Annotated in this window: 23 protein-coding genes and 2 pseudogenes; 11 read left to right on the top strand and 14 right to left on the bottom strand. The window is 57.3% G+C overall.

The features are described 5' to 3' along the window. Position 1 precedes the first annotated feature (1 nt). From PVU19_RS00315 to PVU19_RS00305, 3 genes are all read right to left on the bottom strand, one after another. Entirely contained in the window at positions 2–1,732 is a 1,731-nt protein-coding gene (locus tag PVU19_RS00315) for a type I secretion system permease/ATPase (RefSeq protein ID WP_082237968.1), read from the bottom strand. Positions 1,733–2,220: 488 nt separating this feature from the next. Beyond that, positions 2,221–2,442, bottom strand: a complete 222-nt coding sequence (locus PVU19_RS00310) for a hypothetical protein (protein WP_050664235.1) — start codon at positions 2,440–2,442, stop codon at positions 2,221–2,223. A gap of 269 nt (positions 2,443–2,711) precedes the next feature. Beyond that, positions 2,712–3,491 carry a VPLPA-CTERM sorting domain-containing protein gene (locus PVU19_RS00305; RefSeq protein ID WP_082237966.1) on the bottom strand — a complete coding sequence of 260 codons (780 nt, stop codon included), beginning with the start codon at positions 3,489–3,491 and terminating at the stop codon, positions 2,712–2,714. A 157-nt stretch (positions 3,492–3,648) separates the two neighbouring features. Here PVU19_RS00305 and tnpC point away from each other — a divergent pair, with 157 nt between their 5' ends. From tnpC to PVU19_RS00285, 4 genes are all read left to right on the top strand, one after another. Continuing rightward, positions 3,649–5,064, top strand: a complete 1,416-nt coding sequence (tnpC, locus tag PVU19_RS00300; RefSeq protein ID WP_274789764.1) for an IS66 family transposase — start codon at positions 3,649–3,651, stop codon at positions 5,062–5,064. Between the two features lie 207 nt (positions 5,065–5,271). Next, positions 5,272–5,577, top strand: a complete 306-nt coding sequence (locus PVU19_RS00295; RefSeq protein ID WP_274789846.1) for a hypothetical protein — start codon at positions 5,272–5,274, stop codon at positions 5,575–5,577. A gap of 983 nt (positions 5,578–6,560) precedes the next feature. After that, a complete protein-coding gene (locus PVU19_RS00290; protein ID WP_274789845.1) occupies positions 6,561–7,283 on the top strand; it encodes an AAA family ATPase in 723 nt (240 codons plus the stop codon). 437 nt (positions 7,284–7,720) lie between these two features. After that, complete coding sequence (locus tag PVU19_RS00285; protein ID WP_274789844.1) at positions 7,721–8,458, top strand: VPLPA-CTERM sorting domain-containing protein; 738 nt, start codon at positions 7,721–7,723, stop codon at positions 8,456–8,458. Positions 8,459–8,922: 464 nt separating this feature from the next. Here PVU19_RS00285 and PVU19_RS00280 read toward each other — a convergent pair whose 3' ends face one another. Then, complete coding sequence (locus PVU19_RS00280) at positions 8,923–9,612, bottom strand: hypothetical protein (protein ID WP_274789843.1); 690 nt, start codon at positions 9,610–9,612, stop codon at positions 8,923–8,925. Between the two features lie 855 nt (positions 9,613–10,467). On the opposite strand from PVU19_RS00280, the gene PVU19_RS00275 reads away from it, so the two are divergent. Further along, positions 10,468–11,583: a Fic family protein gene (locus PVU19_RS00275; protein ID WP_050664518.1), complete on the top strand. Its 1,116-nt coding sequence runs from the start codon at positions 10,468–10,470 to the stop codon at positions 11,581–11,583. 440 nt (positions 11,584–12,023) lie between these two features. Here the strand turns inward: PVU19_RS00275 and PVU19_RS00270 are convergent, their stop codons facing one another. Together PVU19_RS00270 and PVU19_RS00265 are read right to left on the bottom strand one after the other, a co-directional pair. Next, the gene (locus tag PVU19_RS00270; RefSeq protein ID WP_050664517.1) at positions 12,024–13,349 is read right to left on the bottom strand and encodes a type II toxin-antitoxin system HipA family toxin; all 1,326 of its coding nucleotides are present in this window, start codon (positions 13,347–13,349) and stop codon (positions 12,024–12,026) included. Beyond that, positions 13,349–13,645 (bottom strand): helix-turn-helix domain-containing protein, encoded by a 297-nt coding sequence (locus PVU19_RS00265; protein ID WP_050664516.1) that lies wholly within the window; start codon positions 13,643–13,645, stop codon positions 13,349–13,351. The genes PVU19_RS00270 and PVU19_RS00265 overlap by 1 nt, the downstream gene beginning before the upstream one ends. A 714-nt stretch (positions 13,646–14,359) precedes the next feature. On the opposite strand from PVU19_RS00265, the gene PVU19_RS00260 reads away from it, so the two are divergent. Both PVU19_RS00260 and PVU19_RS00255 read left to right on the top strand, forming a co-directional pair. After that, positions 14,360–14,968: a metallophosphoesterase gene (locus PVU19_RS00260; protein ID WP_274789842.1), complete on the top strand. Its 609-nt coding sequence runs from the start codon at positions 14,360–14,362 to the stop codon at positions 14,966–14,968. A gap of 21 nt (positions 14,969–14,989) precedes the next feature. Continuing rightward, positions 14,990–15,640, top strand: a complete 651-nt coding sequence (locus tag PVU19_RS00255) for a hypothetical protein (protein ID WP_274789841.1) — start codon at positions 14,990–14,992, stop codon at positions 15,638–15,640. Here PVU19_RS00255 and istB read toward each other — a convergent pair. The 3 genes from istB to PVU19_RS00240 all read right to left on the bottom strand — a co-directional run bounded on the left by istB (position 15,604) and on the right by PVU19_RS00240 (position 18,300). Beyond that, the gene (istB, locus tag PVU19_RS00250) at positions 15,604–16,368 is read right to left on the bottom strand and encodes an IS21-like element helper ATPase IstB (RefSeq protein ID WP_274789796.1); all 765 of its coding nucleotides are present in this window, start codon (positions 16,366–16,368) and stop codon (positions 15,604–15,606) included. The genes PVU19_RS00255 and istB overlap by 37 nt on opposite strands. Continuing rightward, positions 16,365–17,861 carry an IS21 family transposase gene (gene istA / locus PVU19_RS00245; RefSeq protein WP_420833234.1) on the bottom strand — a complete coding sequence of 499 codons (1,497 nt, stop codon included), beginning with the start codon at positions 17,859–17,861 and terminating at the stop codon, positions 16,365–16,367. Before istA ends, istB begins: the two co-directional genes overlap by 4 nt. Positions 17,862–17,928: 67 nt before the next feature. Then, positions 17,929–18,300 carry a hypothetical protein gene (locus PVU19_RS00240; protein ID WP_050664123.1) on the bottom strand — a complete coding sequence of 124 codons (372 nt, stop codon included), beginning with the start codon at positions 18,298–18,300 and terminating at the stop codon, positions 17,929–17,931. 974 nt (positions 18,301–19,274) lie between these two features. Between PVU19_RS00240 and PVU19_RS00235 the strand changes: the two genes are divergently transcribed. After that, the gene (locus PVU19_RS00235; RefSeq protein WP_160316386.1) at positions 19,275–19,451 is read left to right on the top strand and encodes a hypothetical protein; all 177 of its coding nucleotides are present in this window, start codon (positions 19,275–19,277) and stop codon (positions 19,449–19,451) included. Between the two features lie 365 nt (positions 19,452–19,816). After that, positions 19,817–19,921, top strand: coding sequence for a hypothetical protein (locus PVU19_RS19365; protein WP_420833238.1), 105 nt, complete (start codon positions 19,817–19,819; stop codon positions 19,919–19,921). A gap of 278 nt (positions 19,922–20,199) precedes the next feature. On the opposite strand, the gene PVU19_RS00230 is transcribed toward PVU19_RS19365, so the two are convergent. From PVU19_RS00230 to PVU19_RS00220, 3 genes are all read right to left on the bottom strand, one after another. Further along, positions 20,200–22,299, bottom strand: a complete 2,100-nt coding sequence (locus tag PVU19_RS00230; protein WP_050664124.1) for a tetratricopeptide repeat protein — start codon at positions 22,297–22,299, stop codon at positions 20,200–20,202. Positions 22,300–22,425: 126 nt separating this feature from the next. Then, positions 22,426–22,851 (bottom strand): PEP-CTERM sorting domain-containing protein, encoded by a 426-nt coding sequence (locus PVU19_RS00225; protein WP_050664125.1) that lies wholly within the window; start codon positions 22,849–22,851, stop codon positions 22,426–22,428. Continuing rightward, on the bottom strand, positions 22,830–23,468 hold the full coding sequence (locus tag PVU19_RS00220) for a VWA domain-containing protein (protein WP_082237921.1): 639 nt from the start codon (positions 23,466–23,468) through the stop codon (positions 22,830–22,832). Before PVU19_RS00220 ends, PVU19_RS00225 begins: the two co-directional genes overlap by 22 nt. A gap of 285 nt (positions 23,469–23,753) precedes the next feature. Between PVU19_RS00220 and PVU19_RS00215 the strand changes: the two are divergent. Both PVU19_RS00215 and PVU19_RS00210 read left to right on the top strand, forming a co-directional pair. Beyond that, positions 23,754–23,887 (top strand): annotated as a pseudogene (locus PVU19_RS00215) (recombinase family protein); the annotation flags it as partial. A gap of 154 nt (positions 23,888–24,041) precedes the next feature. Further along, a pseudogene (locus PVU19_RS00210) lies at positions 24,042–24,649 on the top strand (IS5 family transposase); the annotation flags it as partial. Positions 24,650–24,743: 94 nt separating this feature from the next. Here PVU19_RS00210 and PVU19_RS00205 read toward each other — a convergent pair. Then, complete coding sequence (locus PVU19_RS00205) at positions 24,744–25,010, bottom strand: transposase (RefSeq protein ID WP_420833275.1); 267 nt, start codon at positions 25,008–25,010, stop codon at positions 24,744–24,746. Positions 25,011–25,160: 150 nt separating this feature from the next. After that, positions 25,161–25,622, bottom strand: coding sequence for a hypothetical protein (locus tag PVU19_RS00200; RefSeq protein WP_200901886.1), 462 nt, complete (start codon positions 25,620–25,622; stop codon positions 25,161–25,163). Positions 25,623–25,780: the final 158 nt, after the last annotated feature.

Below are 25,780 nucleotides of genomic sequence, written 5' to 3'. Positions count from 1 at the left end.
CTCACTGCGCCACAACTGAGACCGGACGGGGAGTGCCATGCAGCACCTCATCCTTGTCGCCGAATTTCGCCATCCGTCCCTGATGCAACAGCAGGATCTTGTTGACCGAAGCAAGAGCGCTTGGCCGGTGGGCCATCACGATCACCACACAGCCCTTGGCGCGCATCGTGCGGATCGCCTCCGCCAGAGCATCGTCGCCATTGGCGTCGAGATTGGAATTGGGCTCGTCCAAAACGATGAGACGCGGCGCACCATAGACGGCCCGCGCGAGACCCAGTCGTTGAAGTTGGCCACCCGAGAGGGGATGGGTCATCCGGTCCATATGGGTGGCATAGCCGTCGGGCAGGCCGAGGATCATCTCATGCACCCCGGCGATACGCGCGGCCTCGATGATATCGGGGTCTTTCGCCTCGGGATCGAACCGCGCGATATTCTCGCCGACGCTGCCAGACAGCATGTGCAGGGATTGCGGCAAATAACCGATATGCCGTCCAAGAGCCTCCGGGGTCCACTGATCGAGCGTGGCCCCGTCAAGCCGCACCTCGCCCGCATCCGCCATCCAGGCCCCGACCAGAAGGCGGGCGAGCGTGGATTTTCCTGCTGCACTGTTGCCGACGACACCCAGACCGTCACCCGCCGACAAGGCAAAAGTGACCCGGTCGAGAATACGCGCACGATCGGCCTGCGCTTCCGGTCCGGCCGGGGCCAGTTTGGTCAGGGCTGTCACCCGGAGGTCACCCGCAGGTGCGGGCAGATCGACCCGCGGCTTCTCGGCGGGCAATTGGCCAAAGATATCGCGCAGACGGCGATGTGCCTCACGCGCGCGCCCGATGGCCCGCCATTGACCGATCACCTGATCGACCGGTGCCAGCGCCCGGCCGGCGATGATCGAGGTGGCGATGATCATGCCCGGGGTGATCTCCTGCCGCAGGGCCAGGAACGCCCCGAGGGTCAAAAGTGCCGATTGCAAAAGCAGCCGAAAGGATTTCGAGAAGGAGGCGAAACCTTCGGAGCGATCGCTGCCCACCTGGCCTGTCGCCAGGGTCGCATCATGCATCTGTCGCCAGCGCGCGACCAGACGCTCGCGCATGCCGAGCGCGTGCAGAGTTTCCGCATCATTGCGGGCCTGATCGACAAGGTTGCGCTCTGATCCTTCCATCGACATCGCCTGGTGAATCGATTTCTGGGCCATGATCTGATTGAGCAGTGCCGCCGCCGCCACGATCCCGGCCCCGGCCAGCGTCAGCCAGCCCAGCCAGGGATGAATGAGGAAGACCAGCCCCAGAAAGAGCGGCATCCAAGGCAGATCGAAGAGACCGGTAGCCGCCGGGCTGCTCATGAAGCCGCGCACCAGTTCCAGATCGCGCACCGGCTGTGCACGCGGGTCAACCCGTGAGCGCGCCCCGATAGACCCTGCGCGCAGGGCAAACCGAAACGCCTCGTCCCCCACTCTGGAATCGAGACGCAACGCAGCACGGGACAAGAGACGCGCTCGCAGAAAGTCATAGAGCCCCAGAAAGCTGTAGAGCAGAATGACGATTCCGAAGAGCCCCAGGAGCGTTGCCACCGATCCGGACGAGAGCACACGGTCGTAGACCTGCAGCATGTAGATCGGCCCGGTCAGCATCAGCAGGTTGATGGCGGCGCTGAACAGCCCCACCAGCACGAATGTCCTGCGCAGCCCCCGTAACGCTTCTAGATAAGCATTTTTCGTCGATTTCTTATGCCGCATGCCGCTCCGCCAATGCCTGTACTGCCTACCAGTTTCGCGCTCACTTTAAGCGACAATCCTGTCCCTGTCGCGCGATTGTCTACAGACTTTCCACAGCGGAATGGCGAATTTATGGCGGAAACCCGATCTTCGGCTGCTTTTCGCGCAGAAATCTACCCAAACGCGGCAAATGAACGAAAACAGCCGCCGAAAGGGGGCTTCCGCCATGATTGTGAGTGGGAGCTTTTGTCATCTAGCCTTGCGCCGACGGCGGGCGGTGAGGCCGAGACCCCTGAGCGCTGTAATTAGCAGGAGCCCATATTCTGATATGGAGTTAAAGGAATCCGCCAATATGCAACCCTTGGAAGAATTATTGGGCCGCTCAGGGGAGCACGTACACGCGTGCGCTGAATTTTTTAAGGATTTGGAGGCAAAGGCAGCGGTTTGTTCGCTATCCGAGAAATATGATGACGCACATGATTCGGGTTTGTCGCTGCTCTTGGCTCGGATCAGCTGCCTTGCGGGTCGGTAAGGGCATAGGGTTTGGCCTGTTCGGCACTTTCCCGAGGATCTGGGCGAAGGGCGACACATACGGCCAGCCCAAAAACACTCGTCGCGCCTATGGCGGTATAGATCAAAAGTGCAATCCAGATCGAGTAGCCAAGCAGCAGAGCACTGGCACCTGCGGTACCTCCAAGCACTGTTCCGATCAGGATAAGCCCGATGATCATGGAATGCCTCTCTTATGCTCACAACCTATGATTGAAGATATGCACCTAACTCGCCCATGTAAAGGTAATCCTACTTTGAGACCAAAGCTAAGCACAATTGCGGCATAATTCTGTCAGAAAACCGTTACGAAACCCTCTGAGGGCGGCATTTCCAAGCGTCTTGAGTCTTCCGCGCAACAGCAAAGCCTGCAAAACGGCAAAAGGGCCGCAGCTTCACAGCCACGGCCCTTATCATGAGATCAGGGCCTCAGCCCCGTCAAAAGCCCTGTTCAGGCCGCCTTGCGACGACGGCGCGCGGCGATGCCCAGACCGCCCATGGCGCTCAGCAGCAGCCAGCCGGCGGCGGGAAGCGGGATGGGGGCAGCCGCCGTGGCTTCGAAATTGTCGAAGTAGATGGTCCGGTTGACCCCGTCAGTTGTGTTGATGTTCTGAAGAATAGCGTTTGCGAACGTCTTGGTTCCGCTGCCGTTGAACGCCGTCAGTAGAAGCTCATCGTTCACCGAAAAGTTGATTTCGGCTCCGCCCATGACGATCTCAATCGCCAGATTGGCGAACTCACCGAAAGCGAAACCCGTTGGTGTGCCCACGGATTGGAACGCAGCGCCATCCCACACTTGAAACGCATTATCGGAAAATTCGATAATCGGGAAAGATGTGATCGCATCTGTTTCATCGACACCGGTGCCCCAGATTCCACCGATCCGTCCTGCATCCTCGAACTCAGATGCGATGAACATGTCGATCGACAACCTTGTCGCGCCCGGCGTATCAAACTTACGGCCTTGGGTATTGTAAAACCCGCTGGAGAAACTTGAAGGACGTCCGGTCGCGCCGTCACCCTCGGAAATGGTGTGTGCGAGCCGTTCGTCGCCCATGAAGACTTCGGATTCGAAACCCGCCGGAGCAAAGCGATCAGTGTACCACTTGCCCGCTTCCTGCGTTGCGGACAGGGGCGGGTCTGTATCAAAGGTCTGACTTGTTATAATGGTTGAAGCCTGTACATCGGCGCTAATCCCGAATAGCCCCACAACGGCCAAGGCAGGAACCATTCCGGCAATTTTGAAAAACTTCGTAACTCCCAAGCACCCCCGCGGTAGGGGTTATTGTCAGTTTCGGGGTGAGTCCAATTTGCCATTCGGCGCGTGAAGTTTTCGTTCCGGGCTGAATTCCGTGGCGCCGGGTCGATTTCTCTGAATCAGTGGTGGCATGGATCGGCTTACCACCCTTGAACAACAACTCGCCACGGCTCTGCGCAGGATCACTGAGCTTGAAGCCGCGTTGGCGACCATGGCGGAAGAAAACGCGGATCTGCGCCGACAGTTGGCCAAGAACAGCAACAATAGCAGCAAGCCCCCTTCGAGTGATGGCCTGAAGAAACCGTCACCGCGCAGCCTGCGTGGCAAGTCCGGCAAGAAAAGCGGCGGCCAGGTTGGCCACCGGGGCAACACCCTGCGCCAGACGCCAACACCCGATTTTGTCGAACGGCATGAAGCGACGCGTTGTGGCGCGTGTCAACGCGCCCTGACGGCGGAGATGACGAAGGGGATGGAGAAGCGTCAGGTGTTCGACCTGCCCGCGCCGCGCCTGGAGGTCACCGAGCATCAGGCGGCGGTTTATTGTTGCGACCATTGTCGAGCCATGACGACGGCTGGCTTTCCCGATGGCGTGAACGCGCATGTGCAATACGGCACGCGCATGCGGGCGGCGGCGGTCTATTGCAATGTTCAGCAGCTGATACCCGAGGATCGGGTCTGCCTGCTCCTGCGCGACCTGTTTGGGGCCACCAGCCTGTGCGCAGCCAGCGTGACCAACTGGGTGAACCGCGCGGCGCACACCTTGGGTGGCGTGGTCGAGCACATTCTTGCCCGCCTCACCAAAGGCGGCGTTCGGCATCTGGACGAGACCGGACTTCGTGTTGCCGGCAAGCTGCACTGGCTGCACTCGATCTGCGATACCGCCTTCACGCATTACCGCATCGACACCAGGCGCGGTGCCGTTCCAACCTTCCTGACCGGCGGGACGATCGTTCATGATCACTGGAAACCCTACTACGCCCATATGAGTGGGGTCGACGCCCACGCCCTCTGCGGGGCGCATCACTTGCGCGAACTCAAGGCCATCGAAGAGATCGAAAAGGAGCCGTGGGCGAGAGAGGTGAGCGCGGTGCTCAACCGCGCCAATCAGCTCAGGTGCGAGGCTCAGCACCGAGGCGAGACCGAACTTCCGGAACCGGTTCGCCAGGGTATCGTCACCAGATACATGGCGATCCTCGCCGAAGGGCTCGCCTTCCACGAACGTCAGCCCCCACTGGCCAAAAGCCCCGGCACCCGCGGCCGACAAGCCAGGCGGCCAGGCCATAACCTGCTCATCCGCCTGCGTGACTACCGCGACGACGTCCTGCGGTTCCTCGCCGACTTCGCAGTCCCCTTCACCAACAACCAGGCTGAACAGGACCTGCGCATGATGAAGCTGCGCATGAAAATCTCGGGCACCTTCCGCACAGTTGAGGGTGCGCAGGTCTTCGCCGACATCAGGTCCGTCATCTCGACGGCCAGAAAACACGGGCTCAATGTCCTCGACACCCTGACCCTGTCACCATCTCAGATCATCGCTCGGCTCTGAAGGCAGCCCCCCGCACAACCTTATCGGAGAGGGTGCTTGGGAGTTACAAAACTTCATCTGATACTCCATTAGTCAGAGGACGCCCCGCACCGCAGGACATATTATGGCGAAAACAAGGCGAGCCTGCCTGCCCATGTGATTCACTGCAACCTCTGCACCCGGAAAAATCACGGATTTCGGTCAGAAAATTAACCATACTGTTAACGAATGCTGAACAATCCCTCTGAAATACCCCGGATCGGTCACGAAGGCATTGGGAAAATCACCTGCGTATTGATCGTCGGCCGCAAAGGTCGTGCGACTGGCCAGACGGTGGCACCGGATCTCGTGCATACTCAAAAAGACCGCCCAAACGTGACGAATACCTGCCTGTATCCGGAAAATGGCACGCCGCGAGGCACAGAATATCCCGCCATGCCGCGGCATGACGTGTCTGCCTTTTCTGAGAGCTTTTCAGAAAGGAGCGTAAGACATCTGGCCTTGCGCCTCTTGATCCTCTCGGCCTTGCCCTGACTCATTCCAACCGATCCATACTCGAGTTGATTCCGACTGCCTACCAGCAATGGAGACGGCTCAGAACGCTACACCGTTGGTACAGGCTGTCTCGAAGGGTCAGCTCAGACCAAAGTATGGTGCGAGTGTCACGGCGTTGGCGGAAGCGTAGAGGAAAACACCTGAAACCATAGGGCTAGAGCACCGCACGCGTGCAGCAACTAACGCAAAGATAGCCCTGCTCTCCCCATTACTCTTTCATTTCATAACGAAAATGTTGAACGAACTGCGTTCAACATGTCGTATATTTTTCTCAACAAAATCGTTATGCAACTCAAGAATTTTGCCACTTCCTGCGGCGACTAGGGCCTTCTGTGGTTGCCGCCCGTAGTTCAAGTAGCTCTTGACCCTATTGGCATGTGATCGAATGCAGTCTTTTGTAAGGCCTGTCAACGTGGCGCTATCAGAAGCCGCTGGCCGATATCGTGATCCGCGGAACGGGTCCAAATCTGTAGATCGAGCTTTGAGCTCGTAGGCCCTATCTGGTTTTCCCATCCCAGTTCCGGTCTTCGTGACCACTATTCAATAGGTGTGTGGTGTTTGGCCTCTCTACTGTTCCCGGAACGCTCGTGTCATGCTGTCTGCGACTGATTTGGCAATATACTGCGCGAAAGTTCGCATTGCAGATCGGAAGAACGCTGTCAAAGTCGGACAGATGTCCGCGCTCGATTCCGACACCAACAAGGCGATCGAGACATCGCTGGAGGAAATTGCGGATCTGAACGCTGAATATTGGGCGCGAATAGTCGAGTTCGGTTATCCTACATGAAAATCAATCACCGGCTGTCTTTTCAATTGGCGCGGAATTCTCACGACTAGCGTAATAGGCGATCATTTTGGGTAGATCTGACAAAGGCCAGACAAGTGATGCAGACAATCCCTTTTTTTCGTCCGAGAAAAGGTACGATTTCTGGAGTGACGCGCATTGCCTTGCCGCCGAGCAGTTGGATTTCGCGCTTAATAGCGCTGCGCCTTTGACGCTGTTCATTGGGCCCGAAGGTTCTGGCAAAACGACGGTGGTACGCAAAGTTGCGAGCGAGACAAATTCAAAGCGGCTTATAGGGACTCTTTCGCACTACTCCGTTCTTGAATCGACGCCACGCGCAGCCATTTTCCGAGCGCTCGGCGCGTCTGCCCCTCGAAACAATACGGATCTGGACAAGGCGACTTTCGACGCAACCATGATACGCGCCAACATGCAACATGGCCTGCCTACCCTTATGATCGACGACGCGGACGAGATCCAAGCGTCTACTCTACAGCGGCTGTTTGATATCTGTGCAACAACGCAAGAGGGGTTGCTCGTCAAGCTTGTGTTGGTTGGTCGGGAAGATTTTGACCATAAACTGAATCCGGAAATAAGGTCACTTTACAGTCCTGTTGTGAAGCTCGGGCCGATGTCGGAAGAGGATACATCGGACTATGTGCATCATCGCTGCGCAGTGGCTGGCTTCAAAACGATGCCGTTTACTCCAAAAGCCTTGAAAGAGCTTTATCTCGTCAGCCAAGGCAACCCACTCATACTTAACGTTGCCTGTATGGTCGCGCTCGACGAGGCGCGACGAGAGAGACAGCCGATGATAGACTCGGATCAGATCAAGCGCTGCTGCGCGAAAGAAGGAATTCGGGCCAGCACGTTTGTGGCGGGCCAAGTGGCAAAGGAGTGAGCGGCCTAGTCGCATACAGTGCTGCCATATGAATTGGAACGGGCCAAAGGATTGGAACAATTTGTCTTTGCCAGAAATGGTGCGTGAGATAGCATGTCTGGCGTGATCTGCGCCCCTGGAGTCACAGCACGAGAAGTGGCGCTAAGGCCGTGGTCTGAATGGCGTGATGCGGGGTGTAAGGCCACCAAACGGAACCTGTTCAACTCAACCGAGCCACCTCTGACAGACTGAGGCGATTCGCACCTTGGGTGATGCCATGGCCATCGCATTGTTTCTTTATCGGAATTGGTTCGTTGGCTTGTCGCGGATAGGCGAGGTGCTGGGCAACAATCATCATACCCAGAGGTTGAAAATCTGGTTGTGATTTAGGGTGGGATTGTCTGCTGGCGCAATTGTGACCATACTAAGGCGAAACATAATCGAAACTAGGGGTTTTCATGTCGTATCAGTTCAAAAAAATGAGTTTGGCGAGCGCTGTCGCGCTGTCCTTTCTGGCAGCCGGGGCTTCGGCTAGCACGGTTGATCTGACGTATCACGGCGCAAGCTCTGGTAATGACGCCAAGGGTGTCAAAATCAAGAATGCCCCGGCTACTTCGGGAGCCAACACGCCGCTGATTGCCGGTGCCTTCGGGTTCAAGATGCGAACAGATGCCGTCGATCCGCTGACCGAGTTTCTTGCCTGGTGCCTCGATATAGGTAGCAACCTAGGAACGAACGGTTCCTTCGAGTACAAAGTGACCAACACTCCGTTCAGCAACAGTTTCGGCCTCGATCCGGACCAACGTGGCCGCGTTCAGAGTGTTTTCGACGCGAATTATGGGATGCTCGATATCGCCGACGGCATCGAGGCCGCAGGCTTCCAGGTGGCGTTGTGGGACGCACTTTATGACGATGATGGAGATGCGAGTGCCGGCGATTTCAGGATATCATCCGGATATGGTTACGGGTATGGGGCCGACATCATCAAGCAGGCCAATTACTTTCTTCGCGATGCGAATATGTACAAGGGTGGTAAAGTTTTCAATTTGACGTTCTTCGAGAGTACGGGCGAGGGCGCCGCCAAGAAGCAGAACCTGGTGACGGCTACACCCGTTCCGCTGCCGGCGGCAGGGCTGCTGTTTTTGGGTGCGTTGGGTGGGTTGGCGGCGCTTCGGCGGCGCAAGGCCGCCGTCTGAACCTTTGCGGTTCATCTGCTGCAGGGTAGCGCCCGCCCCTGATGCTGCTGATTGAATCGGCGCCGGATTTGCTCGAGACCATCAACTTTAGATCTGCCACTGAACTTGCGTCCAGTAGGAACCAGAGCCGTTTGGATTATTGGTCCGACCCCGAACCTTTTACCGCCCTTGGCGAGAGTTTTTCCTGCTTCTATGCGTTCGGTGTTACCCGGGAATCTTTGATTTGCCCCTGGCTAAGATTGCAGGTCGCGTGGCCTCATGTATCGTTAGCTCATTGGCGCTCAAGGGTCATGCCCCCGTCCAGACTTACAAGACGACGATCAGTCGTTGATCAATCTACTCGTCGCCCGCAGATTCCATTGTGCCCGCGATCACATTTTCTTGGTTATGTACCAGCCACTGCGGTTGGTCGACATCGCTCTTCGTCGGGAAGGCAGTTCATCCCATAAGCTCAAGATCAGTTGTTATTTTCCCAACCTGAATTGGTAGCCGATAGTGATCTCGACGTGATCTGTTTCAACTTCAAGGTCACCGGCAGCAGGCGCACCTCCGAAAACCGTGCTTAGCGGAACAGTTGTGCTATCGCTGAAGAGGTAGCTGGTGCCAAACGTTAGAGAGCCTTTGTCACTCACCTCTCTAAGAAACCGGAGTCCGAGTTTGCCATAAGGCACATAGTCGTCTTTCCGGCCTTGTACGACAGTGTCGTTCGTTGAAATGTCACGGTACATTGCGCCAAAACCCACGCCTGCTTCCATGCGCCAGATTTCGTCGGCATGAAACGGGGTCCAGAAGTTCACACCGAAGCGGCCTGTTTCGATTGAACTGTCGTAGAAAGCGGTTGGCGCAGGGAGACCCGGAAAACTTGCGGACTGAGTGTTGTAATCCCTATACCACGCGAAATCGACTTCTGGCGTTATGGATGTATTGCCCAGCGCAAACTGATCCTGCAAGCCGAACGCCAGCGAAACACCAGAGGTGTATTCCCGTTGTTGGTCCGTGTTGGGAAAGCTACCGCTGGTATTGACCCCACCAAAGTCTACGAGCGACCGTGTTCCAACGATACCAAAGCTCACATAAGGGTTCTGTGCTGAGGCCGCTGTGGATATTCCCAAGAGAACTACAGCTACAATGATCTGCGAAAGGTTATTGGTCATTGCTCGCCTCTATGAATTTCAATGCTTTCTTAAAGCATTGTTTCTTTTCAGACAATTCTATCCGCAGTACGCTGAAAAAGAAGATATCCGGGTTCCAAAATTACAACACATAGCCATGTGAAATGGCCCACATTTCGACCGGACACCTTGACCTGACCAAGGAGGTGGGGTGGTTGCCGTCCTCCCCCAAACGGCATCGCCGCGCAGGCCCGCCAGCACGAACCTGATCTTCTTCCGCTGAGTAATGCTTGCGCGTCTTGCGCTTGATCCCTTTATGCTGTTCGGGAGGCTGGCTGGTCGGCCAAAAGCATCGCCAGCCGGGTTCTCGACGCAGACCGGTTGAAGACAACCGCCCCATCAGGCCCAACTGCGCAGACCTGAAAACTGCCTTTTGCCAAGTCGATCGCCAAAATACTGATCTTTGTTTTCATCGATATGCCCTCCACTAAGCGTATATAAAACCGTCATGGTAAGCGATGCCGGCGCGTGGGGGCATCCACCGCATCAGTTCATATACTACTTGAGATTCATACCGGCCGTCTTTGATTGGAACGCCATGCAGGACATGTGTCCTTGTCCGCTTCTGCCGACCTATCAGATCGTTCGCAACATACTTGCGGCCGTGGTGGATCAAGATGGCCGAGTCTCTGACGGACTTTGACAGACAGGAAACTCCTGAACTGCCGTTGGTGGATTTGGCTGAGGTGATGGCTAAGCCTCCCTGCTCAGGCCAAGGTGTCCGGTCGAAATGGGGGCCAGTTCACAAACTACCTCACGACCCTGTGAGCCATAGAATTGACTTCTATACCCCAAACGCGGTCTATTAGTGAGTTATAGAAAGGGATTCTATAACTCATGGCATGGAACTGGCAGATATCCGGTTGGCCGGAATTCCGGTATGACGAGGCCGCACTGGCACCGCTCGAGCAGCGCTTCCTGATGTCGTCGGGCGAAGTCCTGGGGGCCCTCCACCATGTGAACCCGTCCGAGCGTGATCAACTCTGCATCGACCTTCTGAGCGATGAAGCCATGAAGACCAGTGCCATCGAGGGCGAGATGCTGGACCGGCGCAGCGTGCAATCCTCACTCCGTCGGCACCTTGGATTGGAACCTGACAGCTATCCGAACAAACCTCGCGAGCAGGGTGTGGCCGAGATGATGGTCGATGTTTACTCGACCTATGCGGAGCCGCTCGAGCATGGCACGCTTTTTCGGTGGCATGAGATGCTTCTGGCCTTCGACAAGCGCCTCGAGGCCATCGGGTCATACCGGCAGCACGAGGACGCCATGCAGATCGTCTCTGGCCGTCTTGATCGTCCGGTCGTGCATTTTGACGCCCCGCCATCCGCGCAGGTTCCAGATGAGATGGACCGGTATGTTGACTGGCTCAATCGGACAGGGCCGGGTGTCGTAGAGCCCTTGCCGGCACTGACGCGTGCGGGTCTCAGCCATCTCTACTTTGAGAGCATTCATCCGTTTGAAGATGGGAATGGTCGCTTGGGTCGGGCCTTGGCCGAAAAGTCCCTGGCTCAGAATATCGGCCAACCTAGCCTGATCGCGCTCGCCTCCACCATCGAGCGAAAACGGAAGGACTATTACGATCAGCTTGAGCGGCACGAGAAAACACTGGATGTCACGCCTTGGCTGATGTGGTTTGCAGAGACCGTTCTGGAAGCGCAGCAGGTCACCCTGGACCGCGTGGGCTTCGTCATTGCCAAGGCACATTTTTTTGACAGGCAGCGTGAGCACCTAAACGTCAGGCAGTCCAAGGCGATCGAGCGAATGTTCCGCGAAGGTCCAGATGGCTTCAAGGGTGGACTGAGCGCCGAGAACTATATCTCGATCACGGGGACATCGCGAGCGACGGCAACGAGAGATCTCCAGGATCTTGTTGAAATCGGTGCTCTCACACGCACCGGCGAACGCCGATATACGCGTTACTGGCTGATGCTAGATGGACCGGGTGGGTAGTGCATCGTTGGCGGGGAGGGCGTATTTTGTTCTCTAATCTGTCAATGCGCTTTTCGATTTCCGTCGATGTCCGAGGTTGCCTTCGTTCTCTTCGAGCTCATTGGCTCACGATGGGGTTGGCTGGAAGCAGGTCGGCAAGGTTGAAATCACAATCTGGCCGAAGCCGCTGCTACCATGGCCATGCTCGACGTCGCACGCGAGATCGCGTCGGATATTGGCGCTGATGCCCACACCGCCGTCCCAGTGACAGATTGCATGTGCTGGCCGTCAATCTCCAGCCACGATGTGGAGTATCTGTCGCAGTGCGACCCGTCCGACGCCTCTATCGGTCCCATGACCCGCTCAGGACGGATAGGTGAGTATCCTGGCCCAAGATGAGTTTCATACTGTTAATGACCCTATTTACCGCAAACAGTCTCTCTTGATTTGAGGAATCTCAACTACAGGGAATAGTTGTATTTGAGGCGTCCGCCGACACGCAACGCGTTGCCTTCCACGAGATTTGCCACATGCTCGACCATCTCGGGCGTCGCTCCGGGAAGAGACGAGATGCGTTTGGTTGCTTCGACGCGATTTGCGACCATACCATCGATGATCTCGCTTGCCCTGCGGCGAAGGGCGGAGGCGTTCAGTCCGGCGCTTCGGGCAATCTCGTCCCAGTGGCGCGGAGCGACATCGGCTGGCTTGCGCCGTTTACCAGCGATCTTCTGGGCGTGATACTGATTAACGTGATCCCAGTGGAGCACCGAGGAGGCGTCATAAAGCGGAGCCATGGAGGTCTCATTGCCAATGAGAATGGAGTAGTTCTTGGCGTGCGCGTCAGTATTGGCGATGAGGATGTTGAAGATCACCTGGTCATGGAGTGCGAGAGCGTCGGTCGGCGGCAGGTGGTCACCTGTCAGCAGGAGGCCTGCCATGTCGAGGCCCGGAACGGTGCCCTGCTCGTATTTTTGCCCCGGATAGATGCCGCTAGCCTGAGCGAAGTCCTCTTGGTGCAGGCGGCGAAGGGTGCCATCAGAGCGCAGGGTGCGATCATAGCGGGCGACGGCCAGCGCGGTCCGGCCATCAGCTTCAAGTATGGTGCACTCAGCGACTGGCAGGCCGATCAGGCCAGCCAGCGTCAAGCAATATGCCTCGTTTTCCACGATGCCGGGCAAGCGGGGATTGTCGGGCTTTATGATGATGGTTGAGGGCGCTCCATTTTTCGGGATCGCGAGGAGATCTCTCGGTTGCGGCAGGCCAAGCCTTGGCTTCCCCTCATCGTCGAGTGCGGCCAGTGCGGTTTTCTTCTGACCGCCAGCGAGTGACAGGCGCACCCCATCTTCACCAGCCAAAAATGGTCGCTTTCCGAGATCCTCGAAGTGGCGTGCCAGAGCTTCGCTTTCCGTGGTCCTGCCGTAGTGATCCTGCAAGCTCGCGTAGCTCCAGTCCTTTCGGATACTCGGCTCACCAATCGAGATTGCGCCTGCGGTATCTCCGCCGATCTCGCGCAGGATGGCGAGCGCATCTGATGTCGCAAGCCCTAAGGCACGTGACAATGAGACAAGTTGCTCTTCCTCGGGCAGCAAGTTCGCCAACCAGGGCGTGATGATCTTGTGGGCAAAAAGGCCAGGTTGAAGCGGAAGCGTTAACGACAGTGGGAAGTTGCCGCGAGTCCCGAGCCATCGAGAATCATATTCGAAGGAGAGCTCTCCGCTTGCAGAGAGATTAATGCTCCCGATGGCAAATTTCTTGTAGAAGATGATGATCGTTTCGCTCCCCGCCATCAGTCATCCTCCAAGTCGTAGCCGTCCTGCCCAGGATCAGACGAAGTCGTCTTGGCGGACGAGAGCGTGTCGGCCTGGAAGAGAGTTGGAAGCTCGGTCCTGAGCGCAAGCGAAAGAGACACCAGAGTAGATAGTTTAAGGTCTCGTTTGCCGCGCTCGATGTGCGAGAGCGTCGGCACGGTGGAGCCAGAGAGGCGCGACAAATCCTCCAGGCTCAGGCCGAGGCTTCTTCGCCGCGACCTGATACGTGCCCCGATTTTTTCTGCCCATGCCAGAGTTTCAGTCGACTGCTTCATGTCGCCTCCTTATCATGTGGGATAAATAGGGGGCCATTCGGGCGATATCAAGACCATTTTATCGCGCAGGATAAAAATGCTGCTCCTGCGTCTATTATGTGTGAAATTTATCCTTCAGGATATAAAGACCTTTTCACACGCCCGGCTCGTATCCGCCGTTCCAGAGTACGGCGGATGCCGGTGCCAAGCGCGGGGTGACAGCGAAGAAGTTCCTCGTAAACCGCGATTGGCCGTAAGCGCTGTTCTTATGGCCCTGCAACAATCCGACCGAGATTTCCGAATGCAAAGTGAAGGTCATCAAGGCGCCGTTGTCTAATCGACCCCTTCGACGAAGGTTTCCACAAAGGATTTGATCTTTTCAATTACCAGGTCGGCTACGGTCTTGCGTTCACGTAGGGCACGCTAGGGAAACGATCACTTTCTGCAAGGACATCCTATTCTGGAGCAAGCGCCTGACCGAGAGGCTCCAGGCTTCAGGTGGATGCAGCGGTTGATTGGCGTAGGCCAATAGTAGCGATTTCACACCGATGCAGTACTGGAAATCCGCGAAGTTCTGATGTAGGTGTGTCGTAACGGCACATCTGACGACGATACCAACAACCAGCTAATCGCCCCCAGTTAACTGCGGGCGACTGGTGTTCGTCTGCTTGTGTCACATTCCAAAATAGCCAACGTTCACGCTGTCGCTCGCCTTGTTTTTAAGGAGAAATCGACATGCGAAGAAACGAGTTACACAAAAAAAAGTGGTACTGCGCGGATCCTCACTTTGGCCATGATGCCATTGTCGAGTTTTGCAATCGGCCATTCAAAAATGCTGACGAAGCGGATGAAATCATCCTGAGAAACCTTCATGAGCGGGTCGGACCTGAAGACCAATTGTGGTTGTTGGGAGATTTCGCCTTGGGCAGACGCAAGCTGGATAAAAAATGGCTTCGGGAGATGTTTGATCGACTACCGGGGGCTGAACAGCACCTGATTGTCGGCAACCATGATGACGAAATCATCCAATCTCTGCCGTGGGCAAGCGTTTCACATATCGCCGAGGTTCGGGACGGAGCACAGCGGCAGTTCAACACGCTTTTTCATTATCCCATGCACACATGGAACAATTCTCGGCGCGGGGCATACTGCCTGTTCGGTCATGTGCACGACAACTTTCTAGGCACGCGAAACTGCGTCAACGTCGGTCTTGATGTGTGGGATTTCTATCCAGTTTCCTTCGATGAAATTGAGAAGCGCTCCAAGACGCTCCCCGTCAATAAGCATTGGCACGAGGTCGAGCCAGGGACGACCATTTTCGGCGAACAGATTGACTATTACTGAGGGTGTGTGAGGGCAGAAGTCATGGGAAGAAGCAAGAAATCAGATGTCCTGAAAATCGAAGAACTGCTCGACGAACGGACCAAGGATTGGTCTGTCTGGGGCGTATATGGGCTACTCGAATCGCGGATGCGAGAACTCGGTGAAGACCTGCAGGACTTTAATACCAGCGTCGGTCGCAAAGGCTTTGAGGATCGGAACCTGTTGATTTCGTTGCTCGCCGACCGCATGTCGATGTCAGACGTCATCTTGGCTTGCCCGACCCGCGACGAGCGCGAGAAACGCGTAGAACGGAGTTTTAAACAGCATGCTCTGAAGTATCTGGAAGAGAATGCGGGGCATGTCGACCTCATGGAAATTTACGATATCATCAACGCACGGCTGGAGAGCCGAGGTGAGAAACCGTTGCCGGATCCTGATGCTGGGGCGGACCTCTTGCTGCGCAATGAGTGCTACAAAATCATTGTGCACTGTCAACGCCGGAGTAAAATCCAGCCACAGGGCGGCGCAAAAACCGGCCACTTTGGGTTTGGGCGTAACGCGCGGCACGAGGCGGCGGCCAGTCAGCCGCGCTTCCCAAATAGCTGGCGGTTGACTGGCCGCTTTGGCCCGTCAGGGCCAAATCTGGATAGGCTGGATCAGGCGTTGTTGTTGGACTTGCGCGCGCGGCTTTGAGCGAGACGATAGCTCTCGCCGTTCATCTCGAGAATGTTGACGTGGTGCGTCAGCCTGTCGAGGAGCGCGCCGGTCAGGCGCTCGGTGCCGAAGGTTTCGGTCCATTCGTCGAACGGCAGGTTGCTGGTGATCAGCGTGGCACCACGCTCGTAGCGCTGCGAGATCAGCTCGAACAGCAGCTCGGCGCCGGTCTTGGAGAGCGGCACGAAGCCCAGCTCGTCGATGATGAGCAGCTTGACGCTGGCCAGTTGCTTTTGCAGGCGCAGCAGACGGCGCTCGTCGCGGGCCTCCATCAATTCATTGACCAGCGCTGCGGCGGTGGTGAAGCGGACGGGCAACCCCTTCTGGCAGGCCGCCAACCCGAGGCCCAGGGCGATGTGCGTCTTGCCGGTGCCGCTTGGCCCGAGGGCGATGGTGTTCTCGCGCCGCTCGATCCATCCGCAGCGGGCCAATTCCAACACCTGCATCTTGTTGAGCTTCGGGATCGCCTTGAAGTCGAAGCTGTCCAGGCTCTTGGCGGCCGGGAACTTCGCGGCCTTGATGCGACGCTCGATCATCCGCCGTTCGCGGTCGATCATTTCCATTTCGACGAGGCGCGCCAGGAACTGGACGTGATCCAGCCCTTCAGTGGCGCATTGACGTGCCTGCTTCTCGTATTCGCGCAGGAAGGTGGGCAGCTTCAGCGTCTTCAGGTGATGGTTGAGCAGGATCTGCGGAGCCTCCGTCATCCCGTCGCCTCTGTCATCAGGGTCATGTAGCTGGCAGCCGAGGTCGTCCCAACATCGGCACGCGGCAGGTAGGGATAGCTGGCCAAGTCAAGCTTGGGCGGGCGCTTCTCGATCCGACAGAGCAGAATGTGCTTGACCGCATCGAAGCCCGTCGCGCGCAGGCGCAGGGCCTCCTTGACCGCGCCATGCAGGTCGTCGAGGCCGAATGTCTCCAGCAGTCTCAGGACTTGCACATACTCACGCCGTCCCATCTTCAGCATGTGTGCCTCCATGAGGCGGCGCAGGGTCTGGAACTCTTCGGGCAGATCCCACGCTGCCAAGGGCGCAGCCTGATCCAGGGCATTGATCTTGCGTTCGATCAGCGGGAGATAATGAATCGGATCGAAGACCACATCCTCGCGCGCGTAACACCGCGGATGCCGGGCGATCACGTCTCCACGGCAGCCGATCACGACCTGATCGACATAGCCGCGCACCCAGACATTCTGATGACCATAGGCGACGGGAACCGAGTAATCGTTGGTCTCGTAGCGCACGAGCGATTGCGAACTGACCTGGCCGCTGGCTTGCGCGCAAGCCTCGAATGGAGCCCCGGGCAGTGGCTTCATCGCCGCCAGATCGCGCTGCAGCCGTTCGCCAATCGTTTCCTTATGGCCACGCAGGATCTCGTTCTGGCGATTGCGGCACTGGGCCTCCAGATCCGCGTTGAACGCGTCCCAGCTGGCAAAACGCGGGACCGGCACCATGAAGTTCCGGCGGGCGTAACCAACGATGCCCTCGACTTTACCCTTGTCGTTTCCCTTGCCCGGCCGCCCGTAGCGGTCATGGAACAGGTAATGCGACTGCAGGGCACTGAACAGCGTGGCGCGCTGGCGCGTCCCGTCGGCCAGGATCTTCGAGACCAGGCAACGATCGTTGTCATAAAGGATGGAGTGCGGGACGCCGCTGAAGAAGGCAAAGGCGTGGACGTGGCCATCCATCCACGCCTCCGCCGTCGCCGCGGGATAGGCCCGCACAAAGCAGGCGTCGCTGTGCGGCAAATCCAAGACGAAGAAATGGGCCTTCTGCTCGACGCCATCGATGATCACCATGGCTTCGCCGAAATCCGCCTGGGCATCCCCGGGCGGGTGGGCGAGCGGCACGAACATCTCACGTCCACGCCGCTCGCGGTCCCGGATATAGTCCTTGATGATCGTGTAGCCGCCGGTGAAACCGTGCTCCTCGCGCAACCGGTCATATACCCGCTTGGCGGTATGGCGCTGCTTGCGGTGGGTCTCACGATCCCCGTCCAGCCACGCGTCGATAATCTCGGTGAACCCGTCCAGCTTCGGGCGCTTGATCGGCTTCTGGCGCCGGTAACCGGGCGGCGCTGAAAACGCCAGCATCTTGGCTACGCTGTCGCGCGAAACATTGAAATGACGCGCTGCTTCTCGCTGGCTCATGCCTTCGCCACACGCCAGGCGAACCTTCAAATACAAATCCACGGTATGCATCTCCACGCCCCCTCTTGCCGTCACAAGAAGAGCAAAATGGCCGGTTTTTACACCGCCCGCAGCAGGACTATCCCGCCGCTACCGTGGCCGAGTTTTGCACCGCCGTTCTCACCATCGCGCCCGGCATATCGGCGCTGACGAGAACGTCGAAACCTGCCTCCTCCACCGCCCGCTCGAAACTGCGCTGGATCTCGATCCTGTTCTTGCTTTCCGGCCAGCGATAGAGGCTCGACAGAAGCTGGCCTTCGATCTCCTCTGTTTCGATTGCGCCTTCCTCGAGACTGGTGATGTACCGCAAGACATCAAAGTCCGTTGCATACTGACTTCCTATCGCTTCGGAACCCGCAAAGGGCTGAACAACGGTTGGTTCCTGTGAGGCAGCGGTCAGCGGGACCGTGATGAAAAGGACTAGGGCGGCAAAGCGGCTTCGCAGTGACATTCGTTTCTGTCCTTTCTGTTCCCGACAACAGAGGATCTCCAATGATGACCGACTACTACCACAGCAGGGGGCGCGCGCGCCAGCTTGTGCCGGTGTCCCTCCAACGGAAAGACTATATGCGGACTGACCTGAGGTTTGTCTGTCGCCCGCCCGAACGGAAGGTTGGAGTCAAATAGGCGCTGTAGCCTCACCAGGAATGATACGCACGGTAAGACGATTGAGCGCAAGGCAACTAGCGACGGGCGCTCGCTCAAGTTCGATATAACCGTATGGATCGGTTCTCGAGATCCCGGCGAACCTTTACCAGCAAACGGTTCAGGGGGAGAATGACCCGGCCTTGCGCCGCGCATTGGCTGACTTGGTAGGGACTGCAACCGGCCTCCCCTCGACGGCTACGATGCGCGTTCTTGAAGGGGCCTTGACGCCAGATGAAACCTCAACGGCTGAAATACTTTTCGGCTCCAACCCGCTAACCAGATGAGGGCTGTTTCACTGATCTGTCCCAGTTCGCTTTTGGCGAAGTAATGAGTCTTCTTCAGATGGCAGTTGTGGTTGCACAAAAGCGCGCGGTAGGGAATTGACAGCAATCCCGCCGCGCGTTCCTAGCCGTTCTCTCCCCATTACTCCTACATTGCATAACGGAAATGTTGGAGACTCTGTGTTCAACACTTCGGATATTTTTCTCAACAAAATCGTTATGAAACTCAATAAATTTGCCACTACCTAAGGTGATGGGGGCACGGCAGGTTATAAAAAATAGGCCCTCGCCTGTTCTGTCAGCCCATAGCGCTCGATGTATTCAGCGAGGATCGCCATCAGCTTTTCATTTTTTTCCTACAGGCAGCTAGAGCCTCAGCATCGGTCATTTGTGCCTCCTGAAAAGTTTACGGTCGATGTGTGAATTCCGTTGCACTTGGCGTTGTGTCGCGCAATCATAGATAGAACCACAATCAACAATAACATGTGAGGGCAGCATGTTCGCAACGCTCATTTTGAATGCGTACAGTCAGGTTCAAGGCCTGATTGTTGAGGCACACGAGGACGGACAGATCAGCGTATCTGTCGGCGAACGAGTTTTCAAAGGCTGGCCGGTGACCAAGCCCAAAAGCTTGGCTCAGTCTGACAGGAAGCCGGAACTGGAGCACGCCTGAGCAAGGAGAGAACCTGGCTGTGAGGTGGCCGACCAAAGCACTCTTGCTGGTAGTAGTGTGTTGGCTTCCTGCAATAGCGGGCGCTGCAGGCTCAATGTCTGCCGTGCCTTGGGCTTCCCCAGCCGCGCCAAAAAGCTATGTTCAAAAGCTGCTCGACGTCACCAGCAACAGAGAGAGCCAGTACTTCAACGCGGCATGCTGCAAGGTTTGCCGGAAGGGCAAGGCGTGCGGGAACTCGTGCATAAATCGCAGTTACACATGCCGGAAAGGCAAAGGCTGCGCCTGTGATGGGTGAGGATTAGCGGCAGTACGTACAGAACGATCTGAATGTCATACGGCAGACGGCGGCAAAGTATCTCGACACCTTGGCCGAACAGGACTTTTTTGAAAAGCACCGATCCGGAAAGAGCAACTATTACATCAATGTCGCCCTTGTGAGGTTGTTTCTGGACGCGTCAGGTGGAGCCTGATGCGGTGACCAGGACAGTCAGCCTGGATAATTGACGCAGGAAACCAGACGGGGTCGATGATGATCAGCGTTTCGTCTGATCGAATGTTTGCTAGCCTTCTTGGCCGGGTCTTCGGGTTTCCACCTGCGGGCGAGGATGTACGTTGAAGTCACCAAACTCCACCTCGACCATACACCTTGATGGCCTCCTGGGATTACACCAAACGCGTCGGTGAAATTACACCACGGACTGAGACACTGCCCTGCTTGAGTCCAAAAATATCTATCGTCCCGTACTTCTCACTCCAACCGTGCGCGCAACTCCTTCGCACGAGCCGCTGCCACATGGCTGGCAGGAGCAACATCCACGAAGCGGTCGAGCAAGGCCAAGCTTTCTACTACCGAGCCCGACTTAGCCTCTACCACGGCGAGGTGGTAGAGTATGTCAGGGTTCATATTGCCCGAGCGCTTATTGGCCTCGCGCAGCAAAGGCAGGGCCTTGCGATCATCGCCTCTCAGGTGATGGATCCAGCCGATGTTGTCGAGTATACTAGCGTTTCCCGGTTTCAAGCTGTCGGCTTTCTCGGCCAGTTGCAGCGCCTCATCCAGACGGGTTTCACGCTGTACCATGACCCATGCGAGTTGATTGTAGCCAATGAATGATTTCGGGTGGAGCGCAATGAATCGGCGCAATGCGTCTTCGGCGATGGCCGGTTCATCGAGAAAATCGGCAAGCAAGCCCACCTTCATCAACGCGCCACCATCCTCAACGACTGCGACTGCTTTGCGGTAGGCTTCAAGAGCCTCGGTGTGGTAGCCAAGATTAAGCGCCACCTCGCCCAGCAGGTTCTGGGCGGAATAATAGCTTGGCGCTGCAAAGACGGCCTCGGCAAGCCTCGTGCGTGCTGAGGCCAGATTGCCGAGACGCACGTCCGCCAAGGCGGTGAAATAGCGAGCCTGCTGGATGTCGGCATCGGCCAGCAGCCTAGCGAACACGTCGCGCGAGGCCAAATCGTAGCCCCGCAGAAACCACAGCATACCAAGTGCCGCTCGCACTCGGTTCTCGCCATCACTCAGCGCCGCCCAATCGTCTTCGGGCACACCTTCAAAGCGGACGCCCGGCATCATATCGGCCGCCGCACGTGCGGTTTCGGCGGCCGCACCGGCACCTTCGGCGCGACTGCGGCTCAGCGCGTCGAACCAGGCCAAGCGGGCACGTGATTGGCTGTCGGCCGCAAGTACCTCGCGGGATGCTGCCCCCACCGGACTGCCTTGCGCTGCCGCAAGCGCAGCTTCGGCCAGCGCTTGGGCCGGACCGACGGAACCGGATGCCGACATACCCTGTATCTGCGCGAGGGCCGCGGCCGGATCTCCGGTCATGGCCTGTGCAAAGGCGCGTTGAATTCGGGACGGACCGGCGGCGGCGTCCAGCGCGGCGAGCGCCAGATCAGGACGGTTTCTCAACAGATGAATTTCGGCCACCACCGCCGCTGGATCGACCAGAGCCGCAGCATGGCCGGTGGCGGTCTCAAGCGCGGCCTCAAACCGGTTCCCGGCCACCTGAAGCCGGATCAGCTGGACCGCGGCACGCGTGTCGGGCCGGTCGGAGGCCAGGCAGCGCCGCAACAGGTCTTCAGCCTCGCCCAAGCGTTGCCACGCTTCATACACCTGCGCCAGTGCAATCAGCGACACGCAGTCGCTGCCATCCAAATCAAGCGCCTTCTGAAGCCAGTCGGCAGCGGTCTCGATCCGGTCGCCGGCGAAATCTGCAAGTCCCAGATTGCGCCAGAAAATTTTGCTTTCCGGTGCAAGCCGCACAGCTTCGGCAAAGCTGGCTCGCGCCAAGTCCATGTTGCCTTGCTGCGAAGCGATGATACCGGCAAGATTGTGCGCATAAGCGTGATCGGGTGCTCGCGCGATCGCCTGCGCCACGTAATCCGAGGCCGCATCGGCACCGTCGGTGCGCAGCGCCAACATCGCCTGTGCCAAAAGCGGCAGTGGGCTGTCGCCGGTCCGATCTGCCGCCGCGTCGAGTTCCAGCAATTCCGCTGCTTGATCGGTTTCCTGGTTGGCGGCTAGCGCCAGCGCATGGAGCCACAGAATGTGCGGATTTTCAGTCATGACCTGACGGATTTGCGGGGCAAGTTCAAGTATGCTGGCGTAATCTGCGCGCTCGGCCAACTCGCGGCCGAGGATTTCGATGGCTTTCTCAAAATTCTGTTGTGCGATCTGCAGCATGAGATCACGCGGCGACCGCATCAGGTCGAGGCCTTGCGCGCCAAATTTCTGGTTAATCAGATCGCCCGACCCGATCCCTGGCAGGACATCTTCGGAGAAGGTAGCCGCCTGAGGCGCAGTCGCGGCAAGCCAGACGGACAGGAAAGGAATGACGAAGCGCATGGAATTTTCCCTTTCTACCCAATTTTATGGGCAAAGGTAGCGGCAAGACTTGACAAGAAGGGGCGCCAGTAAACTGGCGCCCCGGATTTTTCATACTAAAGCGATGGCATGCCTACGCTTTTGGGCTCAGCTCTTGCGGCGGCGTGCACCAAACAGACCAAGCATCCCAAGACCGCCGAGCAACAGAGGCAAGGCTGCCGGCAGCGGGATGGCAGCGGTCACACCATTGACCGTCACCGTGTCCGTTGCTGACGTGCCGTCGGTGAAAAACGCCGTAACGCTCCAAGTGTTCGGGCCGAGGGCGATGTTGAAGGGCGAGTCTACGGTGAACGCTCCAATGCCGGAGACAGCGTTTGGATCGATAGGGGTGCCATCGGGCAGGGTAACGACGATCTTGTCGATGCCCACCAAGCTGCCCCCCGTTCCGTTGAAGATCGCTTCGAGCGTGCTCAGATCAGTGCCGTCCGACCAGACCCCGTTGCCTGCGGTAGCGATACCCTGCATCGTGGCGTCGTTGGCGCCGGGCAGGCTCACCGCATGAACGTTTTCCACGCCGGCGGCCAGTGCAGCGGCTGCATTGACGGAGGGATCTCCAGAGGTGGAGCCCCGTCCGACAGAACAACCATCTGTTGCGAGCGGCTCGCCGTTGCGCCGGCGCCGGTCAGTATGCCGGTCGCTTCGTCGATGCCGCTACCGATGAAGGTGCCGCCCGACGCATCGACGACATCAATGGCAGCGTTGATCGCTGTGATATTGCTGGCGGGAGTCAGCGGCGTAAGTCCGATCACCAAGTTCGCGTCGCTGTCGAATTCCACGATTGAAACGGATGACGTGGACGTGGGCAGTGACGCGACAAGCGCCTTGGCAGCGGCCCGCTGTGCAGCCGCACGAGAGCCACCCATGGAGCCTGAACTATCCAGCACCAGCACCAGATCGAGACCGTCGCCGGTCGTGCCAGTGATGCTGGCCGAGCCGGTCGGCGTAATGGCTGTATTCACAACCGCCGACGATCCATCGGCAGGGCTATTGAACTGAACGGAGCCTGCCGCGTTGGCGGCAGAACCGCCGAACAGGCCCACGGACAGCATCAGCGCCGCAATGAAAGCCCATGGCCGGGCCCCGAGCGACGCCATGCTGCGTCCGGAGTCGATAGTTGCAGTCGGGTTCATGAGATATCTCCTCTCCCCAGGCAGATTTTAATTATCAGTAAGCCACTCCACACAAATCATGACGGAAAGGCACTGCGCGTTGAATTCAATTATTTTTACGTAAGAATTGATACCACAATCAGGCATTCGCGGCAAGCGGTCGGGAGGGGCGGACATTCAACACATTGTTCTCAAGATGGCTACAATTAGGCGAAATTATGGTCGTATCTCAAACGAGACTAACACAAAACGTGTTCCGTCAAAATCAATTCCTCCTATGGGTGCATTCCGCGTAGCGCCTGATCGGTTCTGACCGGCGAACTTGAACGAATCGGCAACGGCAACACGCTGGTCGTCATGCGCATCGACCGACTGGCGCAGTCACTCTCGCATTTGTTGGAGGTGATAGACGTCTCGGGGCCAAGGGTTCCTTCTTTCGTCTATCATGTTGAATGCTACACTCGCAAAGGTCACCTGGGATGAGACCCAGAGCCGTTCCAACCAAAAAAAGCATGACGGTATTGCCTTCAAAGAAACAGCGCATGTCCCGCGCTATGAGTAACACGGCATTCGCCGCAGGGTTCATGGTCGGTATGGCGCGACCTGCCACCTGCCTTTGGCCATTGGAACAGCCAGTTCCGGCGGTTTCGCCGGTGGGCCAGGTCCGGAGTTTTCGAGAGTCTTTTCAAAGCTATGAGCGAAGACGTCGACCTCGAATATGCATTCACCTACGGAACGATAGTTCAGGTTCACCAGAAGGCGACCGGCTCAAAAGGGGGACTCAGACTCAGGCCATCGGGCGCTCGCGCGGCGGGCTGACAACGAAAATCGTGGCGTTGGTGGATGCGCTCGGCAATCTGGTCCGCTTCCTGCTGCTGCCGGGACAAGCGCATGACATGAAAGGTGTCGCACCGTTGATCAAAGGCGTTTCTTTTGACGCACTGCTCGCGGACAAGGCGTTCGATGCAGACTGGCTGCTGCAAGACCTCGACCAGCGCGGTGCAACCGCTGTGATCCCTCCCAAAGCCAACCGTAAAATACAGCGCAATCATGACGCGGAGATCTACACGTGGCGGCATCTGGTGGAGAATTACTTCGCAAAGATCAAAGAGTTCAGAGGGATAGCCACAAGATACGATAAAACGGATTGTAGCTACGCAGCGTGTTGGAACCTCGTAGCAGCACTCATAGCATCAAGATGATTGTCCATGGGCCCTAAATCAATATTAAAATTTTGCTATACCGCGCTCACCCAAGAACCCGAAATTTCTCGTGGGTTATGACCCCGAAGTTGTCTCACATTTGGCTTCGGAAGGTTTTCCATTCGTTCAGGATGGTTTCGCGAAAGAATTTCAGGATCGCATTGGCGAACTGCTTCTGCGTCGGATAGTGGCGATTGTGGGTCACGCATTGATGCATGACGGCCCATAACCGTTCGATTTGGTTCAGGTGGGGGCAATAGGGCGGTAGTTGGATCAGGTGGATGCAGCAGTCCGGCCGTGCCAGGAAGTCTCGAACGTCTGGCCCTTTGGGGTAAGCGGCGTTGTCCCAGATCACATGGATGAGGCGTTTGTCTGGGTTGCGCGCGGAATGGTGGCTTTCAGTTCGCTAACACGGTCGCCGGACATGCTGCGGAAGCGAAGATAGCAACCAATGACGCCACCGATCACGCGGATGGTGCCGGGGCTACCGCTCAGAGCGGCAGGAGAGGATCTACGACAAGATCACCCAGCGTCGACCGGTCGCCTCCGCAAGGCGCATGCCAGTGTCAGAGACTAAAGCTACAAGCCACCGCAGCTCATCATCCAATCTCTGGCACTCCTTCTGGACCGCATAGATTGCCTCTTTTGGCAAAGGTTGCCGTTCCTGTACTCCGGCCTTCCGGTCGAAGTAGACCCCGCCGAAGGGGTTGGTGATTGAGATGCCCATCTCGCTCGCGGCGAAGTTGGTGACAGAGCGGACGGTGCCAAGGATGCGAGTGATGCTACTGCCTGCGAGGCCACGCTCAATGAGTGCATCGCGGCACTGGTTAGCATCTTTTTTCGTATAGGACCGGAGGTGTTTATCGCCAGTAACGTCGATCACGTAACCACACGACCGCTCTGCGCCCCGATGGAAGGTCAATGGGCGGTCCTTGCCTTGGAGCTTGAGGTAGATGGAGACCGCCTCAGACATCGTTACAGCCTCGCTGAGAGGCCCCTGAGTTTCCGCTGTCTGTCTATAACCAACTGCCATGCGTAGACGTTGATGTTTTTTGAGCTTTCAGGTGATCTCTGAAATCTCTCGCATGTTCTCTGGTGACACAAGAGATAGGGAGGTCTTTCCCAAGTATG

This window comes from Roseovarius tolerans (genome assembly GCF_028885395.1).
Taxonomy (GTDB): domain Bacteria; phylum Pseudomonadota; class Alphaproteobacteria; order Rhodobacterales; family Rhodobacteraceae; genus Roseovarius; species Roseovarius tolerans.
Note: the sequence above shows the minus strand (reverse complement) of the source record. Positions and strands in the feature narration are given on the sequence as shown.

Coding starts and splice junctions, on each gene's coding strand:
- PVU19_RS00315 (WP_082237968.1), bottom strand. CDS start 1,732: ATGCGGCATAAGAAATCGACGAAAAATGCTTATCTAGAAGCGTTACGG.
- PVU19_RS00310 (WP_050664235.1), bottom strand. CDS start 2,442: ATGATCATCGGGCTTATCCTGATCGGAACAGTGCTTGGAGGTACCGCA.
- PVU19_RS00305 (WP_082237966.1), bottom strand. CDS start 3,491: ATGGTTCCTGCCTTGGCCGTTGTGGGGCTATTCGGGATTAGCGCCGAT.
- tnpC (WP_274789764.1), top strand. CDS start 3,649: ATGGATCGGCTTACCACCCTTGAACAACAACTCGCCACGGCTCTGCGC.
- PVU19_RS00295 (WP_274789846.1), top strand. CDS start 5,272: ATGCTGAACAATCCCTCTGAAATACCCCGGATCGGTCACGAAGGCATT.
- PVU19_RS00285 (WP_274789844.1), top strand. CDS start 7,721: ATGTCGTATCAGTTCAAAAAAATGAGTTTGGCGAGCGCTGTCGCGCTG.
- PVU19_RS00280 (WP_274789843.1), bottom strand. CDS start 9,612: ATGACCAATAACCTTTCGCAGATCATTGTAGCTGTAGTTCTCTTGGGA.
- PVU19_RS00275 (WP_050664518.1), top strand. CDS start 10,468: ATGGCATGGAACTGGCAGATATCCGGTTGGCCGGAATTCCGGTATGAC.
- PVU19_RS00270 (WP_050664517.1), bottom strand. CDS start 13,349: ATGGCGGGGAGCGAAACGATCATCATCTTCTACAAGAAATTTGCCATC.
- PVU19_RS00265 (WP_050664516.1), bottom strand. CDS start 13,645: ATGAAGCAGTCGACTGAAACTCTGGCATGGGCAGAAAAAATCGGGGCA.
- PVU19_RS00260 (WP_274789842.1), top strand. CDS start 14,360: ATGCGAAGAAACGAGTTACACAAAAAAAAGTGGTACTGCGCGGATCCT.
- PVU19_RS00255 (WP_274789841.1), top strand. CDS start 14,990: ATGGGAAGAAGCAAGAAATCAGATGTCCTGAAAATCGAAGAACTGCTC.
- istB (WP_274789796.1), bottom strand. CDS start 16,368: ATGACGGAGGCTCCGCAGATCCTGCTCAACCATCACCTGAAGACGCTG.
- istA (WP_420833234.1), bottom strand. CDS start 17,861: ATGCATACCGTGGATTTGTATTTGAAGGTTCGCCTGGCGTGTGGCGAA.
- PVU19_RS00240 (WP_050664123.1), bottom strand. CDS start 18,300: ATGTCACTGCGAAGCCGCTTTGCCGCCCTAGTCCTTTTCATCACGGTC.
- PVU19_RS00235 (WP_160316386.1), top strand. CDS start 19,275: ATGTTCGCAACGCTCATTTTGAATGCGTACAGTCAGGTTCAAGGCCTG.
- PVU19_RS00230 (WP_050664124.1), bottom strand. CDS start 22,299: ATGCGCTTCGTCATTCCTTTCCTGTCCGTCTGGCTTGCCGCGACTGCG.
- PVU19_RS00220 (WP_082237921.1), bottom strand. CDS start 23,468: ATGAACCCGACTGCAACTATCGACTCCGGACGCAGCATGGCGTCGCTC.
- PVU19_RS00200 (WP_200901886.1), bottom strand. CDS start 25,622: ATGTCTGAGGCGGTCTCCATCTACCTCAAGCTCCAAGGCAAGGACCGC.